The following is a 20,244-nucleotide window of genomic DNA, read 5'->3' as shown; positions in this document are numbered from 1 at the left end:
TCAGTGCTTTTGTGCGGCGGCATGCGCGGGCAGGCCGATCACGCGTCCCGCGAATCTTGCCGCCGGCAATACCGCATGCGCGTGCGCCAACGACTGCACTCGCGCCGCCACATCAGGATCGAACGCAATCGCGCGCGGCCCGCCGGTATCCACATGCAGCAGCATCTGTTCGCCGGCGGCTACCGGTTCGACGCCATCGCCGGAGAACATCTCCAGGTACAGATGCAAGCGCTTCGCGTCCGCCCCGAGCACGCGCATATCGACGCGAACTTGCGCGCCTTCCTTGATCTCATGCAGATAGTTGATATGCGCTTCGAGCGTATAGATCGAGCGGCCTCGCGCTTTGCGCACCGGGTCCGGTAAACCAATCTGGTCGATCAACACGTCGGTCGCGAAGCTGAAAATCAGCATATAAAAAGCGTCGCGCAAGTGGCCGTTGTAGTCGACCCATTCGGCGCGCACGGTGTCGCGATAGCAGGGCAGTGAAGCATCTTGCGGCATGGGTCATCGTCTCCTTCATTCCCGGATGAAATGCAGCGACGGCGGCAGTGCGCGGTCGCAATGCATCGACGCGAGGCGGCACGCCTCGTGGCATGCCGCACCTCGCGCATCAATCGGCGGGCAGCAAGCCGTGCCGCGCCTTTGCGTCGCCAATCGCCGCCAGCACGCTCGTTATGCAATCGTCGCGATAACGTTCGAGCTGCTTGATCGAGCGTGGCCCGACCTGTTCCGCCGTGCCGTCCACGACGCGGTCGATCAGTTCGTCCGTCAGCGTCGGCGCCACCAGTTTAGTCCACGGCAGTTCGAGCGCCGGTCCGAACTGCTGCATGAAATGGCGCATGCCCGCGTCGCCGCCCGCCAGCGTGTAAGTGAGGAACGTCCCCATGAACGACCAGCGGATGCCCGCGCCGAAGCGGATCGCGTCGTCGATTTCGCCGGTGGTCGCCACGCCGTCGTTCACGAGGTGCAGCGCCTCGCGCCATAGTGCTTCGAGCAAACGGTCGGCGATGAAGCCCGGCACTTCCTTGCGCACGCGCAGGGGCCGCATTGAAAGCGAACGATAGATGCGCATCGCGGCGTCGACGGTTTCCGCGGCGGTTCTTTCACCGCCGAGTACTTCGACGAGCGGCAGCAGATACACCGGATTGAACGGATGCCCGACGACGCAGCGCTGCGGATTCACCGCACGCGCGTAAAAATCGCTCGGCAGCAGCCCGGACGTGGACGACGCAATGATCGCCTCCGGCTTCGCCGCGCGGCTGATCTGCTCATGCAGCGCGAGCTTCAATGCCTCGCGTTCCGGCGCGCTTTCCTGAATGAAGTCCGCGTGTTCGACGCACGCCTCGACCGTATCGACGAAGCGCAATCTCGCCGGCGACGCGCCGTCAGCGAGACCCACGCGCTCCAAGGCCGGCCACGCATTCGCCACGTTCTCGCGTAACTGTTTTTCAGCGCCGGGAGCGGGGTCCCACGCGATCACATCGAGTCCGTGCGCGAGCGCCCGCGCCACCCAGCCGCTGCCGATCACGCCCGCGCCGATGGCGGCAAATGTTTTGATATCGACGATCACTGCCATTGCTGACGTTCCTTTTTTTGCCTATGAGTTCTCAGGTTCCAAGCCGATGCGCGTTCAATGAGGCCATGCGAACGCGCCGCGTTTCACGCGTACTGTCCCGCCGCACGCCGCTCCAACTGACGCTCGCCGCGCGCGGGCAAGCCCAGCTTGCGGCGTCCTTCGGCGGGTGTCAGCGCGCGGCCGCCGAGCCGTTCGACGATCTCCACCGCACGCTGCACCAGCGTGCCGTTCGTGGCATGCACGCCTTTGTCGAGCCAGATGTTGTCTTCGAGACCGACGCGCACGTGGCCGCCGAGCAGCATCGCCTGCGCGACCATCGGCATCTGCATGCGGCCTATGCCGAAGCCGGCCCATTGCGCGCCGGAGGGCAGGTTGTCGGCCATTGCTTTCATCGTCGTGGTGTCGGCGGGCGCGCCCCATGGAATGCCGAGGCAGATCTGAAACAGCGGCGGCGCGTCGAGCAAGCCTTCCTTGAGCAATTGCTTGGCGAACCACAAATGGCCGGTGTCGAAGATTTCCAGTTCCGGCTTCACGCCGAGTTCCTGGATGCGCTTTGCGCCGGCGCGCAATTGCGTGGGCGTCGACACGTAGATGTAATCGCCGTCGCCGAAATTGAGCGTGCCGCAATCGAGCGTGCAGATTTCCGGCAGCAGTTCCTCGACATGCGCGAGCCGCGTCAAGCCGCCCACCAGATCGGTGTTGGCGCCGAAGCGCAGCGGATCTTCACCGGGGCCGATCTCCAGATCGCCGCCCATGCCCGCCGTCAGATTGATGATGACGTCGGTGCCCGACGAGCGGATGCGGTCGACAACCTCGCGATAAAGCCGTGGATCGCGGCTGCCGCGGCCGGTTTGCGGATCGCGCACGTGGCAATGCGCGACAGTGGCGCCGGCTTTCGCGGCTTCGATGGCGGCCTCGGCGATCTGCTTCGGCGTGACGGGTATGGCCGGATGCTTGCCGACGGTGTCGCCTGCGCCGGTGACCGCGCAGGTCACGATGACTTCATGATTCATGCGTGCGAGTCCTTCTGTTCCGTGAATTGAAATGTGCGATTGAAAAACTCAAAGGCCGAGATAAGCCTTCACTGCGGGCAAGCCGTCTTTACCGTCGTAGGTCTTGACGCCGGCGAGCCAGGCGTCGAGCACTTGCGGGTTCTTCTTCAGATACGCCTTGGCGGCTTCGGCGGGCTTTTCCTTGTTCATGACCGACTGCATCACGACGTTTTCCAGTTGCGTCGAAAAGCGCAGATTGCTCACGAGCTTGCCGGCGTTCGGGCAGCGCGTCAGAAAGTCGGGGGACGTCAGCGTGTAAACGCGTGCTTCGCCGTCGTTCGGACCGAATACGCCGTCGCTGCCGGTGAGGTATTTCATGTCGATCTGAATGTTCATCGGATGCGGTTCCCAGCCGAGAAACACCACCCATTTCTTCTCGCGAATCGCGCGGTCAACCGAAACCAGCATGCCCGCTTCGCTCGATTCGATCAGCTTGAAGCCGCCGAGGCCGAACTGGTTGTTGGCGATCATCTTCTGGATCGCCGCGTTGGCGCTGCTGCCGGGTTCGATGCCGTAGATCTTGCCGTCGAGTTGATCGCGGTGTTTGGCGATGTCGGCGAAGGTTTTGAGGCCCGCGTCGTAGGCATAGCCCGGCACCGCGAAGGTCGCCTTGGCGCCCGTCAGATTCGGCGGTTGCAGCACCTGAATCGATTTCGATTCGACGAAGGGCGCAATCGCTTTTTCCTGCACCGGCCACCAGTAACCGAGCGACACGTCGAGCTGTTTGCTCTTCAGGCCCGCGAACGAGATCGGCACCGACGCGACAGTCGTGACCGGCTGATAACCGAGGCCTTCGAAGACGGTCGAGGCGAGCGCGGTGGTCGACGTGATATCCGTCCAGCCGATGTCCGCGAAACGCACGGCGCGGCAGGCGGGCGGATCCTGGGCGAGCGCGGGCGAAGCGGCGAGCACGGCCGCGAGGCACGCAAGATGGGCAAGCAAGGCTTTGACGCTGAACTTCATGACGTTCCCCTTCGACATTTTGGATACGTTGGACGCGTTCGGCTGCGTGTTTCGAACCGGGCCGCAATGAACGAAACGACGCGGGCCACGGACCTGCGCGATACCGCTTGCTGTGAGGCCCGAACCGCGGCCTGAACTGCAAGAATGACGCTACGGTAATGCCCCATATTCATGCCAAAGCGACCATCAGCGACCCGTTCTTGCTCGCATGCGACAACGAGGGAAAACCAGTATCGCGGCGCATTGCGCTGCGGCACCGCCAGGCGGGCGGAATTTTGGCGCGCCTTGCCGGCTCGCGAGCCGCTTGCTACGCTCGCCGGAACCCCGCGTCCGCCTGCTTTTTGTCCCTCACCGAGTCCTCAGCACGATGCCCGAAGATATGTCGTTCCTGTTGCTGCCGGGCTTCTCCGCGATCGGCTTCATGTCGGCGGTGGAGCCGTTGCGGGTGGCGAACCGCTTTCGCGGCGATCTTTACCGCTGGCGCATTCTCAGTCTGAACGGCGCGCCGATAGCGGCCAGCAACGGCATTTCGATCAACGCGGACGCGGCGATCGGCGAGGTGAGCGAGGCGCGGACGGTCTTCGTCGTGGCCGGCTTCGAGCCGCTGGCCTGCTATACGCGCGTGCTCGGCGACTGGCTGAAACGCCTGGAACGCGGCGGTGCGACGCTCGGCGGGATCGACACCGGCAGCTTCGTGCTCGCGGAAGCGGGGCTGCTGCGCGGCTCGGACAGCGTGACGGTGCATTGGGAAGCGCTGTCGGCGTTTCGCGAGCGCTACCCGTCGCTGGACGCGAGCCAGGAACTGTTCGAGATCGGCGAGCGGCGCATCACGTGCGCGGGCGGCACGGCGTCCATCGATATGATGCTCGACCTGATCGGCCGCAAACACGGCGCGGCGCTCGCCTCGGCTGTGTCGGAACAGTTCGTGGTGAGCCGCATCCGGCAGCGCTCGGACCATCAGCGCATGGAGATCGCCGCGCGTTACGGCGTGCACAACCGCAAGCTGATTCAGGTGATCGGCGTGATGGAGCAGCACATGGAGGAGCCGCTCGCGCCCGACCGGCTCGCGCAGGAAATCGGCGTGACACGGCGGCAACTGGAGCGGCTGTTTTGCGCGTCGCTGAAGGACACGCCGACCCATTTCTATCTGCAACTGCGCCTCACCCGCGCGCGTGAGTTGCTGCAACAGACCGATATGTCGATTACGTCGATTTGCGTTGCTTGCGGATTCGAATCGCCGTCGCATTTCTCGCGCACGTATCGGGCGCGCTTCGGCGCGAGTCCCAGAAGCGACCGGCAAGTGATGGGCGGAAGCAATGCGGGCCGCGTGCCGCCGTCCCAGGCGCGCACGCATGCACCGGACGCGTCATTGTCTCGTTTGCCGCAACACTGATTGTTTGGATTAGGCGTTTACCCTCATCGCTCCGACTTCTAGACTGTCTTCAACGGCTGGGGACAAACAGGTCTTCAGCACCCAACAAGACAATCTCTGGAGGTAGGAATCATGAAGTCCCTGATCGAAGCTGTTGCTATCGCTGCTCTCATTACCGCGCCGCTCGCCGCTTTTGCTCAATCCAATCAGCCGGTCACGCGCGCTCAGGTCCGCGCCGAACTGGTCCAACTGGAAAAGGCCGGTTACAACCCCGCGATCGCGAACGACGACGACTATCCGGCGAACATTCAGGCAGCCGAAGCGCGGGTCGCCGCGCAGAACGGCAATGCTCAAACCGGCGGGTATGGCTCGGCGACGAATGGATCGTCGCAGGCTGGCGCTCGTACGGAAGCGGCGCCGAGTTCGTATTCGCCTCCGGTGGTTTATGTTGGTCATTGAGTGGACCTTGAGGTGCTCTCACATCCCAGAAGACGTTCTCGTAGCCCTTGCGTATCGTCGTCGTACGAAGGTGGCGGGGACGGCTTCTCCAGTTTTTTAAGGTTGAGTCGTATGTGATCGGGCCGGTTACATATTTACGCTGTGTTTGGGGGGCTGGCGCGCTAGAGTCAATGAGAATTAGCGTCTGTGATCTTGACTTGGCGAAGGGTCGGAGGAGGTGGGGTAGCCCCGAATAACACAAGAGACCGAAATGTCGAGTTGACCGACTCGCCCGACAAGGATTGCCAATTACGCAATACTTCGCGTGGGAAAAAATCTGCACAATCAATGGCTCTTGTGCGGAAAGCCATTTTTGCCGATTCCCAAAACGCATCGATAAGAGGCGAAACAAATTCCGGTTTAGCAACTGTTTCGGGTATCGATTGCGATAGGCCGCCAACGTTTTGTATTATCGCGCAGTGGCGCAGGGCGCGAAATTGCATAACAAGAGGCGGTATGGGTGCACAAGACATAATCGCGGGGATAAAAGGCGGCTTGCTGCAAAGCGACCGGCTGCTGAAACTGAATACGCCACTGGGTGCCAATGTCCTTCTGCCGCAAAGGCTGGTGGGGCGCTCACGGCTGGGCCGCGATTATGAATTCACGCTGGATGCTGTTTCAGCCAACGACAATATCGAGCTCAAAACGCTGATCGCCCAGCCGGTCACGCTGTGGGTCCAGCAGACCGGCCAGTCATATGCCCCGCACCACGGTTATGTCCATACCGCCCGCCGTCTGGGCTCGGACGGTTCAATTACCAGTTATCAGATCGGCTTTGTCTCGTGGATGCATTTTCTGCGTTTCCGGAAAGATGCACGCATCTGGCAGGATAAACCGGTCGATGAAATTCTCTCCGATGTCTTCAACCTGCATCCACAGGCACAGGGCGCATTCCGGTTTGCCTTAAGGAATCCACTGCCGCAGCATTCGTTCTGCGTGCAATACGAGGACGACTGGAGTTTCTGCCACCGGCTGCTGGAAACGGAAGGGCTATTCGGCTACTTCGAGCAGGCCGCGGACGGCAAATCCCATACGCTGGTCATCACCGACGACATCGGCAGCCTGCCGCCCCTGTCCCCGCAGACGGTGGATTTCTACCGCTCGGGCACCAGCAGCGAAACGGACGCCTTCGTGCAGTGGAGCGGCACGCGCACGCTGCAGAGCACGACGCTTTCGACCCGCACATTCGACTACAAGGCCCCGTCCCCGGCGGCGAATCCGAAGGGCACGACCACCCCGACCCTGACCACGCAGGGCCAACTGCCGCAGCAGGCCGAGGTCTACGAGTACACGGGCGCCTACACGTACGGCCAGAAGGAGCGCGGCGATCACCTGTCGAAAGTGCGGATGGAGGAATGGGAGTCGCGCGCGAAGCGCTTCCGCGGCGTGGGCGCAGTGCGCCGCATCGACGCGGGCCGGTGGTTCGAGCTGCAAAGCCACCCGGAGCACGACGTCGGCAGTCAGCAGGAGCGGCAGTTCGCGGTAATCGCCGTGGACTGGGTCGTGGAAAACAACCTGCCGGTATCAAGCGGCACGACGGACTTCCCGCACAGCCTGAACCAGACGATCGCCGCAGCCCGCGCCCAGCACGCGAGCGATCCAGCGCTGATCGTCAAAGCGACGGACGGCAGTGAGGGTTTTTTCATGGCCACGGTCGAAGCGCAGCGCAGGGGCGTCCCTTTCCGTAGTCCGTTCGAGCACCGCAAGCCGAAGATGCACATCCAGACGGCAATCGTGGCCGGGCCAAAGAACGAAGAAGTCTTTACTGACGAGTTGAACCGCATCAAGGTGCGCATGCACTGGGACCGTCTCAACGATGGCGATGAAAAGGCGTCATGCTGGATGCGGGTGGCTGAGTCCGACACGGGCGGTAGCTATGGCGCGGTGCATGTGCCGCGGGTCGGTGAAGAAGTGATCGTTTCATTCCTGGACGGCGACTGCGATAAGCCAATCGTCACGGGACGTGTCTACAACGGCGCGAAGACGCCGGAGTGGCATTCGAACGGCATCCTGTCAGGTTACAGGTCGAAGGAATATCAGGGCAGCGGCTATAACCAGATGGTGATGGACGACGCGACCGGCCAGAACCGGGTGCAGCTTTACAGCACAAGCGCGAACTCGCAACTGCACCTCGGCTATCTGATCGCGCAAAGCGATAACACGCGCGGCGCGTATCTGGGCAGCGGCTTTGACCTGAAGTCGGAGGCATACGGTGCCGTCCGGGCTGCGCAGGGCATGTACGTTTCGACACACCCGGCAACCGGATCATCAAGCCAGCCTCTGGATGTGCGCGACGCGCGCAGCCAACTGGTCAATTCGGAAAGCGTGATCGAGTCGCTCAGCCAGGCGAGCGAAACGCATCAGGCCGAAAATCTGAAAGACGGCTATGAGTCGCTGAAGTCCTTCACCGACGCGACACAGAACAGCGTGTCGGGCACGACAGGCGGCGGCAACACGGCGGGCGGCGGCACGGGAAACGCCAATGGGTTCAAGGAACCGATCATGCTGTTCGCGACGCCGGCAGGCATCGCGATGTCGACGCAGAAGTCGGCTCATATCGCGGCAAGCGGGCACGTGAATCTGGTTAGTGGCCAGAGCACGCACATCGCAACTGGCAAATCGCTGCTGACGAGTGTCGGGCAAAAGATCAGTCTGTTCGTGCAGAACGCCGGGATGAAGCTATTCGCCGCAAAGGGCAAGATCGAGGTTCAAGCGCACAACGACGGTATCGAAGTTACTGCTCAAAAGACGATCAAGCTGATCTCTGCAACCGGAAAAATCGAGACCGCTGCGAAGGACGAAATCCTCTTAAGCTCTGGCGGCGCGTATATCCGAATGACGGGTGGCAATATCGAAATTCACGCTCCTGGAAGGATCGACATCAAAGGCGCGCAGCATTCGTTCAGCGGGCCGGCTAGCCACCCGTACAAACTGCCGATCATGCCTCAATCGGTCTGCGTGGAATGTATGCTAAGGCGAGCGAGTTCGAGAGCCGGATTCGTCAACAAAGGAGCATAGTCTTTTGTCCCACTTCCTGACGGCGCTTGAAACCGCCCAGACGACAGCCGGCACTCTGTTCGCGTTGGTCGATCCCGCACAAGACCGGCGTCTTCCCGACGTGCTGGTTTCAAACGCAAGCCAAGTGGTCTGTTTGTTTGAAGACGCAGGAACCGATGTGAAAGCGGTAGCGCCTCATCTGGTGATGATTGAACAGGCCAATCGTTTAAATGCCATGGCGTGGCTTGATCGTCACGCACCACATATTCCGTGCGCGACGCTATTGGCATCGCCACTGTCCCTCGCCGAACTGTGCAAGCACCTTGCTGACTTTCTCCAGGTGACGCTCGCTGATCGGACGGAGATGGTGCTTGCCTTCTGGGATCCCATGATATTGGCGGCGTTAGTGGGCGCCCCAGAAGACCCGACTTTGCATGTCACTGGTCCCGTGTTCTCCGAGACGCAAAGGAGCGTTTTTCTTGCTCCGGTTTCTAGCTGGTGGTACTGGGACCGAGCTGGTCGTCTGCAATTTCTGAATCCAGATGCTCGCGCCGCTTCTCGCGATCCGGGGGCCTCCGTTCTTCCGTTGACGTTCGATCAACGACAGGTCGACCTTATAGTGGAAGCCAGTGTGCCGGACAGCGTACTGCATTACATCCGCTTGAACCAGCCGGGTTTGCTGACCCGCTTGCCGCACGGGCAACAGTACGCCTTTATAAGGACGCAGATAGCAACGGCTCGGGAATACGGAATTGAAGGAACGGGTGATTTGGTTAACTATTGTTGCCTCGCGCTTGCCCTCGGCGAAACTTTCGCTATTTGGCCGGCCGTCGCTGCCTTGCTGGCACGTGTTAAGGCAAGAGACCTTAGCTTCGACGATTTCATGGCAGAACTGCCAGCGGTACTTTCACAATCTGATGCCTCGGTCTGAGCGCCTTGGTGCACTGAGCTTCTCATCGATGAATATTGCAGCCAATTTTGCAGCACGCCTCACGCGCATAATGATGTGTGCCGCCCTCGTGATAACGCCGTTGACTGGATGCGCGGAGAAAACCATGGACTTGCAGGTTGTCGTCTATAACTACTGGCCCCGGGCGATCGCGGACGTATCGGTGAACGGTCAATATGCCGGTGGTTCATACGGATCGTATGGGATCGATGGTACCGGCGGAAAAATCACCTGTTGCGTAAAAGTCAAGACGGGGTCGATGACGGTCGATTGGACCCTCGATGGCCCAGAAAACTCGCCGCGTCTCGGGGAGCGCATTCATGCGCAGGCAAGCCTGGCAAGCGTACCATCCGATGCTGAGTTTCTCGCAGTGCACATCTATCCCGATCAAACGGTCGTACTAGAAGCTACCCGACAGCTTGCTGATTCACGGCCTTCGAAGGGCACAGCGCAATGAGCGCGGACGCATCCGCGCTCGTGCGATCGATTGCGGCTTCAAATCGCGACGTACCACGAACAACGCCTGGCGCTCGGCAGGATTGCTCCGATGTTCTCCACTTGACGTTCTTTTTTGACGGCACCGGTAATAACCGGGATGAAGATGGCGCTCTTCAAAAGTGGAGTAACGTCGCCCGGCTTTTTGATGCCGCAAGGGACGACAACTCAAACGGTATCTATGCCGTCTACACTTCCGGTGTCGGCACGCCTTTTAACGGCGCTGTGCCGCTGACAGACAAGATCGATGTGTGGCGTGAAGATCATCTATTTGGGGCGATGGCGGGCGACGGTGGCGAGCGACGCCTTAGTAAAGGAGATACCGATTTCAGCGCGGCACTTGCCCAGGCGTTGGTGGCCAACGCGCGCAAACAAGGCGGAGAAGTGGCGCGCATCGCCAATGAGAACCAGAACGAGAGCTTCGAGAAGTTGAATCGGGCGCTCGCAGGTCATCGGCTTATTAAAGTTATCAACATCTCTATTTTTGGTTTTTCACGGGGCGCGGCGTTGGCGCGAGCGTTCGCTAACCGTTTGCTCGAGCGCTGTAGCGCTTCTCGGGACGGATCGATGTCGATGGACGGCTACCCGGTGCGGTTCGTGTTTATGGGTTTATTTGATACCGTCGCTTCGTTCGGCTTACCCGCGCAGAACATGACGTTACCATTCGAAGACCGCGAGCTGAAGATTCCCTCGTGCGTCGAGCGGTGTGTGCATTTCGTCGCCGCCCACGAATTGCGCTTCTCTTTCCCAGTCGACCTGATCCGCGACAACGGCCGGTACCGCCCCGGCATGACCGAGAAAGTCTATCCCGGCGTGCACTCAGATGTCGGCGGTGGATATACGGCCAATGAGCAAGGCGTTAGCGACAGTTACGCACGTATCCCGCTCAATGACATGCTTGCAGAATCACTTTCGTCGGGCGTCAGATTGATGAGCCTCGACGAGCTGAAGGCATCACGCGCAACGATTGCACACCGGTTTGCCGTGGACGACAAGACGCGCCAGAGCTACCAGCAATATACGATGAACATAGGAGGTCAGAGCCTAACGGTCGAAGAATCGATCAAGCGCCATATGCAAATGTTCTATTCTAGTTGCGGCACCCTTTCTCGCAACAAACAACCTATAGTCGGCGGGCAGTCTTTACAAGACAGTTTTATTAAACGGCAGATGTGGGCAGGTATCGACGAAGAAGCGCCTGCATACGCCGAGGCGTTGGAAGGGAATAAGTCCGTGGTGCTGTCCGGGCAAAGAATTTTCTTTTATACGTTCAAACCTGAAGCATGGAAGCTACGGGCCTGGGAAACGAACGCAGCGACATCGACTATCGAGTTTTTCGCGCACTATGTTCATAACTCGAAGGTGGATTTCGTCTTGAACTCTGAACCGTTCAGTTATTTTCGGTCTAGAGGAGTGAACGAACAGCATTCGAAACAGTTAGCGCACGGCGCTTCCGGGGGTTGGTGATACACCCAATCGAATGGCGTCGGTCGGCGCATTAACGGCCCGCCGCACCCTCGCCGAGCCTCTCGATCAACGCCGCAACGAACGTCTCCGTCACCGGCGGCAACGTCCTTCCGCGCTTCTTGATCAACGCAATGGGCCGCACGAACGCCGGATCGTCGATTGGACGAACCAGCAGTTCCGGTTCGGCGCGCACCTCGCGCGCCGACGCGGGCAATATCGTCACGCCCAGCCCGGCGCGCACCATCGCCACGGCGGTCATCATGTACGTGGGTTCGCACGCGATCTGCGGCGTGCAGCCCGCGTTGTCGAACGCGCCATCTACCACCGCGCGCACGCTCGTGCCCTGCGCGGTCAGCACGAGCGGCACGCCGGCGAGATCGGCAAGCGTCACGCGCTTGCGCCGCGCGAGTGCATGACGTTTCGGAAGCACCGCGACGAGGCGATCGTCGCTGGCGTGCAGCACCTCGAGCGCCGAATCCGTGAGCTCGCCTCCGGTCACGCCGATATCCACCTCCTCATTGCGCACGAGCGCGTTGACCATGCTCGCGACCACGTCGCGCACCTGGAAGCCGGCGCGCGGCACGGCTTTCCTGAGTTGCTGCACGAGTTCGGGCAGCACGCTCGCCGCGAAGGTGGGCAAGCAGGCAATCCGCACCGTGCCGCTCGATCCATCGCCGAGCGCGCGCGCGTCGATCAGCACATGCTCCATGTCGTGGAGCGACTTCTGCAATACCGGCAGCAATTCGCGCCCGGTGGGCGTGAGCGCGACGCTTCGGCTGTTGCGGTCGAAAAGCCGTGCGCCGACCGTTTCCTCCAGCCGCCGGATCTGCACCGTCAACGCCGGTTGCGACAGATGCAGCCGCGCCGCCGCACGCGTGAAACTGCCCGTTTGCGCGACGGCGACGAACGCGCGGATGTCCCTGAGATTCAGATCCATGATGGTTTGTAATGGCTGCGATCAAATCATTTCAATTGTTCTATTGTGGGATCGAAATTACGCTGGCTTCCAGTAAAAAACAACATCGGAGACGTGCAACATGCTGCCATTACTGGGGCTGGCCACCATCGTCGTGCTGCTGGCCGCCATCCTGTCCAAACGAATGTCGCCGCTGGTGGCGCTCATCATCGTGCCGATCGCCGCGTCGCTGATCGGCGGCTTCGGGTTCCAGACGAGCAAGTTCGTCATCGACGGCCTGAAGAACCTTGCGCCCGTCGTCGGCATGTTCGTGTTCGCGATTCTCTACTTCGGCACCATCACCGATGCGGGCACGCTCGACCCGATCATCGACCGGATCTTGCGCGCGGTCGGCACGCGGCCCACGCGAATCGTGATGGGCACGACGCTGCTGGCGCTGCTGATTCACCTCGACGGGTCCGGCGCGGTCTGCTTTCTCGTCACCATTCCCGCGATGTTGCCGCTCTACGACCGCCTGAAGATGGACCGGCGCGTGCTCGCCGCGGCGGTTTCGATGGCGGCCGGCATCAATTTTCTGCCGTGGACCGGACCGATGATCCGCGCGTCCGCTTCGCTACATCTGCCGGTTTCGGCGCTCTTCAATCCGCTGATTCCGGTGCAGGCAATCGGGCTCGTGTTCGTCTTCGGCATGGCGTTCTGGCTCGGCCGGCGCGAGGAAAAGCGCCTCGGCCTCACCGGCGCGGCGGGCGCCATTCCGATGCCGAAGCGCGAACTGACGCCCGACGAGCAGGCATTGCGCCGCCCGAGGAACTTCTGGTTCAACATCGTGCTGACGCTCGTCGTGCTCGGAACGATGGTGGTGATGGGCGAAAAAATTCCGCCCGCGCTGATGTTCATGGTCGGACTGTGCGTCGCGCTGATCGTGAACTACCCGAACGTCGAGATGCAGCGCAAGCGTATCGACGCTCACGCGCGCGCCGCGTTGATGATGGCCGGCATCCTGCTCGCCGCCGGCGTGTTCACCGGCGTGATGCAAGGCAGCGGCATGCTCAAGGCGATGGCGCAAGCCGCGGTGGGTTTCGTGCCGCCGGCGATGGCGAGCCACATTCCCGTCGCGCTTGGCCTCGTGTCGATGCCGCTCAGCATGCTGTTCGATCCCGATTCGTTCTATTTCGGCGTGCTGCCCGTGATCGCCGAAGTCGCGGGGCAACTCGGCGTGCCGTCGGTGCACGTGGGACAGGCGGCGCTGCTCGGTCAGATGACCACCGGTTTCCCGGTGAGCCCGCTCACGCCCGCGACGTTTCTCGTGGTCGGCCTGTGCGGAATCGATCTCGCGGACCATCAGCGGTTCACTTTTCCACTGCTGTTGGCCGCGTCGATCGTCATGACGATTGCGTGCGTGGCGCTAGGCGTATTTCCTTTGTGAGCTTCATCGAATGGATGAGACCAGCATGACCGTTACTCAAGATCGAGGACGCGTGGTCCGCATCGGCGCGGGCGCGGGTTATTCGGGCGACCGGATCGAGCCGGCGGTCGAGTTGGCCGAACACGGCGCGCTCGATTACCTCGTGTTCGAATGCCTGGCCGAGCGGACCATCGCGATTGCGCAGCAGGCTCGACGACAGGATCCGCAACTTGGGTACGACCCGCTGCTCGAAGCGCGAATGAAAGCCGTGCTGCCCGCCGCGATCCGCAACGGCGTGCGGATCATCTCGAACATGGGCGCGGCGAACCCGCTGGCCGCGGCGCGCAAAACCGCGCAAATCGCGCGTTCGCTCGGACTGGGCGACGTGAAGATCGCGGCCGTCACCGGTGACGATGTGCTCGATGTCGTGCAGCGCGGCGATTTCACGTTCGAGGAATCGGGCGAACGCGTGGCGTCATATCGCGATCGCATTGTCTCGGCGAATGCCTATCTTGGCGCGGCGCCGATCGTCGCGGCGCTCGCAGCGGGCGCGCAAATCGTGATGACCGGCCGCGTGGCCGATCCCTCGCTTTTCACCGCGCCGCTGATTCATAGGTTCGGTTGGAACATGGACGACTGGGACACGCTCGGTCAGGCAACCGTGGTCGGGCATCTGCTCGAGTGCGCGGGGCAGATCACGGGCGGCTATTTCGCCGATCCGGGTTTCAAGGACGTTCCCAATCTGGCGAGACTCGGCTTTCCGATCGGGGAAGTGGCGGCGGACGGATCGGTTGTCATCAGCAAGGTGCCTCATGCGGGAGGACGCGTGACCGAAGCCACTTGCAAGGAACAGTTGCTCTATGAAATCCACGATCCGCAGCGTTACTTGCAGCCCGATGTCGTCGCCGATTTCTCTAACGTATGCGTGAATGAAGAGGCGTCGGACCGTGTCCGCGTTACAGGCGGGCGCGGCTCACCGCGCACCGATACGTTGAAGGCATCCGTGGCCTACGTCGACGGGTTTATCGGTGAAGGGCAAATTTCATACGCGGGTCCGGGCGCGGTGGCGCGTGCGCGGCTCGCGCTGGATATCGTCCGCGAACGGCTCGCGTTGACCGGTGTGCAAACGAGCGAGTTGCGGTTCGATCTGATCGGCGTGAACGCGTTGCACGGCGAAACGGCGGGCGCGCGCGGCGCGGAACCCTATGAAGTGCGTGCGCGGGTGGCGGGACGCACGGCGTCGCTGGCCGAGGCGGTGCGGATCGGCAATGAAGTCGAGACGCTTTATACCAACGGTCCGGCGGGCGGCGGCGGAGTGACGAAGTCGACACGCGAAGTGGTGGCGGTGCAATCGGTGCTATTGCTGCGCGCGTCCACGAATCCGACTTTCTCGTTTGTGGAGGCGTGACATGAAGCTACGCGAACTGGCCCATTCGCGCACGGGCGATAAGGGCAATACGTTGAACGTGTCCGTCATTTGTCATGACGCGCGGCATTACGATCTTCTGCGGAAGGTGCTGACCTCGGAGCGCGTGAAGGCGTTTTTGAGCGACGTCGTGCTCGGCGACGTGGTGCGCTATGAATTGCCTCGCCTCGCCGCGTTCAACTTCGTATTGGGGAGGGCGCTCGGCGGCGGCGTAACGCGTTCGCTCGCTCTCGACGCGCATGGCAAATCGCTGAGTTCCGCGTTGATGGATCTGGAGATCGACGAGGAAGCGGGCCTTTAGCCCGCGACGTGCACCTGAAGCAGGTACGGAAGGCCGGCGCCGAGTTCGGATACGCCGAGCAACAGCAACGCGCCGCCGAGCAATAGCAGCAGCGGATTGATTCGTGTGCTCAGCAACAGCGCCATTGAAGCGAGGGCAATCGCCTTGGCCGGCATGCCGCCGTCGAGCGACTTCAGCAGCACCCAGCCCGCTGCGAGGATCATGCCCGATGCAACGGGACGCAGGCCGCGTTCGAGCGCGAGTTGCCAGGGCGCGCCCTGATAACGCGTCCAGACGTGCGTGACGCCGTAGATCAGCAAGCCGGTGGGCGCGAGCAGCGCGAGCGTCGCCACGACGGCGCCCCAGAACCCGGCGATTTGCCAGCCGATCAACGTGGCGAGCAGCGATCCGGGGCCGGGCGCCATGCGCGAAATGGCGAAGTCGGCGGCGAATTGGCCATGCGTCATCCAGCCGTGGACGTCCACGACCTGCCGCTGGATATCGGCGATGATGGCCTGGCCGCCGCCTATCGTCACCAGCGACAGCGGCGCAAAGACCGCCGCAAGCTGCACGAGAACGCGTGTCGACATGTCTATGCCTTGCGGAGTTGGGTGCGGAGTTTGGTGTACTCGGACAGCACGCTCAAGCCGCCCGCGCCTGTCACGACCCATACCAGCGGCAAGCGCAAAACGCCGATCGCGACAAACGTGCCGGCGAGAAAGAGCATGGGCAACAGCGTGCGCGGCACGCGGCGCGCGGTGGTCACGCCCATCGACAGCGACAGGCCCGTGGCCGCTGCCGCCGCGCCCGCAAGCAGGACATGAGCGGGCGGAAAATGAAGCAGATAGGTGAAGGCCGTGCCGAGAATGATGATGAAAACGGCGGGCGGAACGATGATTCCCGTGACCGCGAGCAGCGCGCCGCGCCAGCCGAGCAGCCGGTGTCCGATCCAGATCGCCATGTTCTTCACGTTGATGCCCGGCAGCGCTTGTGAAATTGCCAGGCCGTTCAGGAAGTCTTCCTCGCTGATCCAGTGGCGCTCTTGCACGAATTCCCGCAGAAGCCAGCCGCTCAAACCACCGCCGAAGCTCGTGAGTCCGATCCGGCTGAAGATGAGGAATAGCCCGGTTAGCGTGGGCGGTCCGCTTGCGTTAGCCGTTTGCTTGGACATCGAATCTTCCAGTCAGATTGACGTAGGGCGTATGAAATTATTTTGGCGATCGCCGTGGCCGACTGCGTGTGTGCGGCTGGAAAATTATAGCAACGGTGGTTTGGTGGCAGGGCTGTGCTTCGTCGTTCGATGAAACTGCTCGATGAACAGTTACGGCGTAGAATCGCCGGGACTCAATTCCATTGGAGAGTTGTATGGTGAATGAAATGGCAGTAATCGAAATCGCGCCGGGAAAAGATGCGGAGTTCCAGGCCGGCGTCGCACAGGCAATACCGCTGTTCAATCGGGCGCGCGGCTGCAAGGGCGTCGAGCTTCATCGAACCGTCGAACAGCCGAACCGTTATGTTCTGCTCGTTCAGTGGGATACGCTGGAAGATCACATGGTGCACTTCCGCGAGTCCGATGACTTTCAGGAATGGCGTCGACTTGTCGGGCCGTTTTTTGACAAGCCGCCGGTGGTGACGCATACAGAAGTTGTGGTGAAGTAGGGGGGCTTTTCGTCAAGACCCTGTGCACTGACACAAATATGACGATGACGGCCGTTCAGCCCGGGAGTCTTCGCCCATACCAGATAAGAAAACGGCCACGTCGGACATTCCGGCGTGGCCGCTTCACTTTTCGAATTTAGCCGAGCTGCATGTACTTGATCGCGGCCTGGCCATGGATGCTGTAGTGCGAGTCCGCGCAGGCCGAAAAACTCAAACCCCCACAGCAACACTATCCCTGATCACGCCCTCAAGAATAACCATGGCTTCATCAAAAACCGAGTCCTGAATGGTGAGCGGGAACAGAAACCGAACCACGTTCGAATAGACACCACACACCAGCAGCAACAAGCCACGCTCGAGCGCGCGACTTTGCACGCGCCTGGTAAATTCCGCGTCGGGCTCGGTGCTGCCCGCCTTGCAAAACTCGACCGCCACCATGCCGCCCGGCCCGCGCACATCGGCGATTTGCGGCACTTCGCCTTGCAGCGCGATCAGCTTCGCCTTCACGCGGTCACCCAACACCGTGGCGCGCTCGCAAAGCTTTTCTTCGTCGATGATATCGAGCACGGCATGCGCGGCGGCAATCGCCAAAGGATTGCCGGCATACGTGCCGCCGAGGCCGCCCGGCGCCGCCGCGTCCATCACATCGGCGCGACCGACCACGCCCGACAACGGCATGCCGCCCGCGAGGCTCTTCGCCATCGTCATCAGATCGGGCACCACGTCATGGTGATGCATCGCAAACAGCTTGCCGGTGCGCGCAAAACCCGTTTGCACTTCGTCGGCGATCAGCAGAATGCCATGCTCGTTGCACAGCTTGCGCAATGCGCGCACGAACTCGGCCGGCGCCGAATAGAAACCGCCTTCACCCTGAACCGGTTCGAAAATGATCGCCGCCACGCGCTTCGGGTCGATGTCGGCCTTGAACAAAGCGTCGATCGCCTTCAACGAATCGGCGGTAGTCACGCCGTGCAGCGGATTCGGGAACGGCGCATGGAACACATCGGACGGGAACGGACCGAAGCCGATCTTGTACGGCGCGACCTTGCCGGTCAGCGCCATGCCCATCAACGTGCGGCCATGAAAGCCGCCGGTGAACGCGATCACGCCCGGACGGCCGGTCGCGGCGCGCGCGATCTTGATCGCGTTTTCGACGGCTTCCGCGCCGGTCGTGAAGAATGCGGTCTTCTTCGGATAGTCGCCCGGTGCGCGCTGGTTGATCTTCTCCGCCAGTTCGACATACGACGCGTACGGCACGATCTGATACGCGGTGTGCGTGAAGTGATCGAGCTGATCGCGGATCGCGGCGAGAATTTTCGGGTGACGGTGGCCCGTATTGCAGACGGCGATGCCCGCGGCGAAGTCGATGAAACGGCGGCCCTCGACGTCCCACAGTTCGGCGTTCTCGGCGCGCTCGGCGTAGAAATCGCACATCACGCCGACACCGCGCGGCGTGGCGGCGTCCTTGCGGCTCTTCAATTCTGCATTCTTCATCGTGATCTCCGGCGCTCCTCGGTTTTTTGCGGACGCCGCGCTTAAGCGGCACATGCAGCGACTATAATGAGATTTGGCTCTCAACTTCAGAGCCATTTCAATAAAAATGTAGGAGCCACTGATGCGCGCGAGTGTGTTGTCCGATTGGCTGGCGCAGCGCCTCGATCGCGGCAACGGCCAGCCGATCTATCGTCAACTGCATCGGCTGCTGCAACAGGCGATCCTGTCGCGCGAACTGCCGGCGGGCGCCAAGGTGCCGTCGTCGCGTTTGCTGGCCAAGGAGTTGGGCATCGGGCGTAACACCGTCACGCAGGTGTACGAGCAGTTGGCGCTCGAAGGCTATGTGAATTCGGCGACCGGCAGCGGCACCTTCGTTGCCGATAGCGCGCCGGACGAGATCGTCGGCGGGCCGGATGCCGACGCGGCGATCGCGCGCCCCGCGCCGTCGAACTCACCGCTGTCCTCGCCGTTGCCGGCAAAGCGCGCGCTGTCCACGCGCGGCGCGCGGCTGATCGCGGGCGCCGGCGTGTCGAAGCGTCAATGGGGCGCGTTCATGCCGGGCGTGCCGGACGTCACGAAGTTTCCCGCGCGCGTGTGGAGTCGCCTGCACAACAAGTATTGGCGCCGGCTGCGCCCGGATCTGTTGACCTACGCGCCGGGCGGCGGCCTGGCGTCGCTGCGCCACGCGCTGGCCGACTATCTGCGCACCTCGCGCTCGGTGCGCTGCACGCCCGAGCAGATCATCATCACGACGGGCATTCATCAGTCGGTCGATCTTGCCGTGCGTCTGCTGTCCGATCCGGGCGACGTGATCTGGACCGAGGACCCGTGCTATTGGGGCGTGCGCAGCGTGATGCACGTTTCCGGGCTGCAATCGCGGCCGATCGCCGTCGACGAGGAAGGCATCAATCCATCTGCCGACGACCTCGCGCAGCCGCCCAGGCTGATGCTCGTCACGCCGTCGCATCAATATCCGCTCGGCATGGTGATGAGCCTCGCGCGCCGCCGCATGCTGCTCGAATACGCGCGGCAAAACCAATGCTGGATCATCGAGGACGACTACGACAGCGAATTCCGTTACGGCAGCCGGCCGCTGGCGTCGCTGCAAGGTCTGGACACCTCTGGGCAGGTGATTTACGTGGGCAGCTTCGGCAAGACGCTGTTTCCCGGCTTGCGCATCGGCTACCTGGTCGCGCCGGAAGCGCTGGCGGAGAGCTTTGCCACGGCGAGCGCCGAACTGTATCGCGAGGGACAATTGCTGCAACAGGCCATGCTCGCGGAGTTCATCGACGAAGGGCATTTCACCTCGCATATCCGCAAGATGCGCACGCTTTACGGGCAGCGTCGCCAGAGTCTGCTCGACGCCGCCGCGCGCCGTTATGGCGACGCGTTGCCGGCGGTGGGCGGCGATGCCGGCTTGCATCTGGTGATGCAACTGCCGCCAGGCAGCGACGACCGCGCGGTGGCAGCCGCGGCGCTGGAGCGCAATATCGTCGTGCGGCCGTTGTCGGGGTATTACGCGCAACCGTCGCTGGCGCCGTCGGGTTTGCTGATCGGCTATGCGTGCGTGCCGGATGAGGACATCGCGCCGGCTTTCAATACGCTGGGTGGTGCGATTGATGCGACGTTGGTGGAGTTGGCGTGAGGGGCTCGCGGACGACACTTCGGCTTGCACACTGCAATCACCCCCCAAAC

General features: G+C 61.9%; 19 protein-coding genes. 11 read left to right on the top strand and 8 right to left on the bottom strand.

The window, feature by feature from the left end; translation table 11 throughout:
* The 4 genes from CUJ90_RS20670 to CUJ90_RS20655 form a co-directional block, all read right to left on the bottom strand.
* Positions 1-501: a thioesterase family protein gene (locus CUJ90_RS20670; protein ID WP_114163824.1), complete on the bottom strand. Its 501-nt coding sequence runs from the start codon at positions 499-501 to the stop codon at positions 1-3.
* Positions 502-610: 109 nt separating this feature from the next.
* On the bottom strand, positions 611-1,576 hold the full coding sequence (locus CUJ90_RS20665) for an L-carnitine dehydrogenase (RefSeq protein ID WP_114163823.1): 966 nt from the start codon (positions 1,574-1,576) through the stop codon (positions 611-613).
* Between the two features lie 83 nt (positions 1,577-1,659).
* Positions 1,660-2,589 (bottom strand): 3-dehydrocarnitine:acetyl-CoA trimethylamine transferase CdhC, encoded by a 930-nt coding sequence (gene cdhC / locus CUJ90_RS20660; protein ID WP_114163822.1) that lies wholly within the window; start codon positions 2,587-2,589, stop codon positions 1,660-1,662.
* A gap of 48 nt (positions 2,590-2,637) precedes the next feature.
* A complete protein-coding gene (locus CUJ90_RS20655; protein WP_083083063.1) occupies positions 2,638-3,591 on the bottom strand; it encodes a choline ABC transporter substrate-binding protein in 954 nt (317 codons plus the stop codon).
* 367 nt (positions 3,592-3,958) lie between these two features.
* Here CUJ90_RS20655 and CUJ90_RS20650 point away from each other — a divergent pair, with 367 nt between their 5' ends.
* The 6 genes from CUJ90_RS20650 to CUJ90_RS20625 all read left to right on the top strand — a co-directional run bounded on the left by CUJ90_RS20650 (position 3,959) and on the right by CUJ90_RS20625 (position 11,369).
* Positions 3,959-4,984 (top strand): GlxA family transcriptional regulator, encoded by a 1,026-nt coding sequence (locus tag CUJ90_RS20650; protein WP_114163821.1) that lies wholly within the window; start codon positions 3,959-3,961, stop codon positions 4,982-4,984.
* Positions 4,985-5,095: 111 nt separating this feature from the next.
* Positions 5,096-5,422 (top strand): DUF4148 domain-containing protein, encoded by a 327-nt coding sequence (locus CUJ90_RS20645; protein WP_114163820.1) that lies wholly within the window; start codon positions 5,096-5,098, stop codon positions 5,420-5,422.
* A 495-nt stretch (positions 5,423-5,917) separates the two neighbouring features.
* Positions 5,918-8,479 (top strand): type VI secretion system Vgr family protein, encoded by a 2,562-nt coding sequence (locus tag CUJ90_RS20640; RefSeq protein ID WP_084561436.1) that lies wholly within the window; start codon positions 5,918-5,920, stop codon positions 8,477-8,479.
* 4 nt (positions 8,480-8,483) lie between these two features.
* Entirely contained in the window at positions 8,484-9,389 is a 906-nt protein-coding gene (locus CUJ90_RS20635) for a DUF4123 domain-containing protein (protein ID WP_073430179.1), read from the top strand.
* Between the two features lie 28 nt (positions 9,390-9,417).
* Positions 9,418-9,864 carry a DUF3304 domain-containing protein gene (locus tag CUJ90_RS20630; RefSeq protein ID WP_073430178.1) on the top strand — a complete coding sequence of 149 codons (447 nt, stop codon included), beginning with the start codon at positions 9,418-9,420 and terminating at the stop codon, positions 9,862-9,864.
* 101 nt (positions 9,865-9,965) lie between these two features.
* The gene (locus CUJ90_RS20625) at positions 9,966-11,369 is read left to right on the top strand and encodes a T6SS phospholipase effector Tle1-like catalytic domain-containing protein (RefSeq protein WP_073430177.1); all 1,404 of its coding nucleotides are present in this window, start codon (positions 9,966-9,968) and stop codon (positions 11,367-11,369) included.
* A gap of 31 nt (positions 11,370-11,400) precedes the next feature.
* Here CUJ90_RS20625 and CUJ90_RS20620 read toward each other — a convergent pair whose 3' ends face one another.
* On the bottom strand, positions 11,401-12,306 hold the full coding sequence (locus CUJ90_RS20620; protein WP_073430176.1) for a LysR family transcriptional regulator: 906 nt from the start codon (positions 12,304-12,306) through the stop codon (positions 11,401-11,403).
* 100 nt (positions 12,307-12,406) lie between these two features.
* Between CUJ90_RS20620 and CUJ90_RS20615 the strand changes: the two genes are divergently transcribed.
* From CUJ90_RS20615 to CUJ90_RS20605, 3 genes are read left to right on the top strand one after another with little or no spacing between them, the layout of a single operon-like run.
* Positions 12,407-13,711: a CitMHS family transporter gene (locus tag CUJ90_RS20615; RefSeq protein ID WP_073430175.1), complete on the top strand. Its 1,305-nt coding sequence runs from the start codon at positions 12,407-12,409 to the stop codon at positions 13,709-13,711.
* Between the two features lie 25 nt (positions 13,712-13,736).
* On the top strand, positions 13,737-15,098 hold the full coding sequence (locus CUJ90_RS20610; protein ID WP_073430174.1) for an acyclic terpene utilization AtuA family protein: 1,362 nt from the start codon (positions 13,737-13,739) through the stop codon (positions 15,096-15,098).
* Between the two features lies 1 nt (position 15,099).
* Complete coding sequence (locus CUJ90_RS20605) at positions 15,100-15,417, top strand: AtuA-related protein (RefSeq protein ID WP_073430173.1); 318 nt, start codon at positions 15,100-15,102, stop codon at positions 15,415-15,417.
* On the opposite strand, the gene CUJ90_RS20600 is transcribed toward CUJ90_RS20605, so the two are convergent.
* Positions 15,414-15,986, bottom strand: coding sequence for a chromate transporter (locus tag CUJ90_RS20600; protein WP_073430172.1), 573 nt, complete (start codon positions 15,984-15,986; stop codon positions 15,414-15,416). The genes CUJ90_RS20605 and CUJ90_RS20600 overlap by 4 nt on opposite strands.
* Positions 15,987-15,988: 2 nt before the next feature.
* The gene (locus CUJ90_RS20595) at positions 15,989-16,567 is read right to left on the bottom strand and encodes a chromate transporter (protein WP_073430171.1); all 579 of its coding nucleotides are present in this window, start codon (positions 16,565-16,567) and stop codon (positions 15,989-15,991) included.
* A 194-nt stretch (positions 16,568-16,761) separates the two neighbouring features.
* Between CUJ90_RS20595 and CUJ90_RS20590 the strand changes: the two genes are divergently transcribed.
* Positions 16,762-17,055 carry an antibiotic biosynthesis monooxygenase family protein gene (locus CUJ90_RS20590; protein ID WP_073430170.1) on the top strand — a complete coding sequence of 98 codons (294 nt, stop codon included), beginning with the start codon at positions 16,762-16,764 and terminating at the stop codon, positions 17,053-17,055.
* Between the two features lie 210 nt (positions 17,056-17,265).
* Here CUJ90_RS20590 and CUJ90_RS20585 read toward each other — a convergent pair whose 3' ends face one another.
* Positions 17,266-18,549, bottom strand: coding sequence for a 4-aminobutyrate--2-oxoglutarate transaminase (locus tag CUJ90_RS20585; protein ID WP_073430169.1), 1,284 nt, complete (start codon positions 18,547-18,549; stop codon positions 17,266-17,268).
* 121 nt (positions 18,550-18,670) lie between these two features.
* Here CUJ90_RS20585 and pdxR point away from each other — a divergent pair, with 121 nt between their 5' ends.
* Positions 18,671-20,194: a MocR-like pyridoxine biosynthesis transcription factor PdxR gene (pdxR, locus tag CUJ90_RS20580; protein ID WP_083082488.1), complete on the top strand. Its 1,524-nt coding sequence runs from the start codon at positions 18,671-18,673 to the stop codon at positions 20,192-20,194.
* The last annotated feature ends 50 nt before the right edge of the window (positions 20,195-20,244 follow it).

Origin of the sequence: Paraburkholderia terricola (assembly GCF_003330825.1) — a bacterium.
GTDB classification, from domain to species: Bacteria; Pseudomonadota; Gammaproteobacteria; order Burkholderiales; family Burkholderiaceae; genus Paraburkholderia; species Paraburkholderia terricola.
The sequence above is the reverse complement of the archived record's forward strand: the minus strand, read 5'-3'. Positions and strand labels throughout refer to the sequence as shown.